The sequence below is a fragment of the Hymenobacter fodinae genome, assembly GCF_004745825.1.
Lineage (GTDB): Bacteria > Bacteroidota > Bacteroidia > Cytophagales > Hymenobacteraceae > Hymenobacter > Hymenobacter fodinae.
In genome coordinates, this window is the sequence record NZ_SRLA01000015.1 from 1 (window position 1) to 559 (window position 559).

A 559-nucleotide genomic window follows, 5' to 3' on the forward strand; every position below is an offset into this window, starting at 1 on the left:
AGCCTGTGGCCCGCCCTGGCCCCGGCCCAGACCCTGATCCTGAACGCGAGCCCCTCCGCTCAGCCCGGCGAAGCCGTCAACCTGCAGGGCCACTTCTCCGCCGCCGCCCAGCCCTTCCTCGCCGCCGGCGCCACCGGCCCCGCTCAGCCCCTGCCCGTGCTGGTGCAAAGCCCCGGCCAGCTCACCGTCCAGCTGCCGGCCTCCCTGCCGCTGGACCTCTACCAGCTCTGGGTCGAGGACCAGGGCCAGCGCAGCCCCCGCGTGCCCGTCAACCGCGCCCGCGTCATGCACTTCGACTCCCCCGACATCACCCCCGGCGGCAGCCTACGCCTGTTCGGCCGCAACCTGCGCCTCGGGGCGGCCACCCCCACCGTGCGCTTCGTGCCCGCCGAGGGCGGCAGCGGCGGCGGGCCCGCCACCGTCGAGCTGGCCCAAAGCGACGCCTACTGCCTGCGCGTGACGGCCCCCGCCAGCCTGGTGCCCGGCACCCGCTACGAGCTGCTGGTCAGCAACGGCGCCGGCGCCAGCGCCGGCGAGGTGCGCGCTGAGCAGTCGGTGC

At 76.4% G+C, this 559-nt stretch carries 1 protein-coding gene; it reads left to right on the forward strand.

Going from position 1 to position 559, the window contains the following annotated elements; genetic code table 11:
• A partial coding sequence (locus EU556_RS26255) for a hypothetical protein (protein ID WP_167855725.1) occupies window positions 1-559 on the forward strand: 559 nt, incomplete at both ends.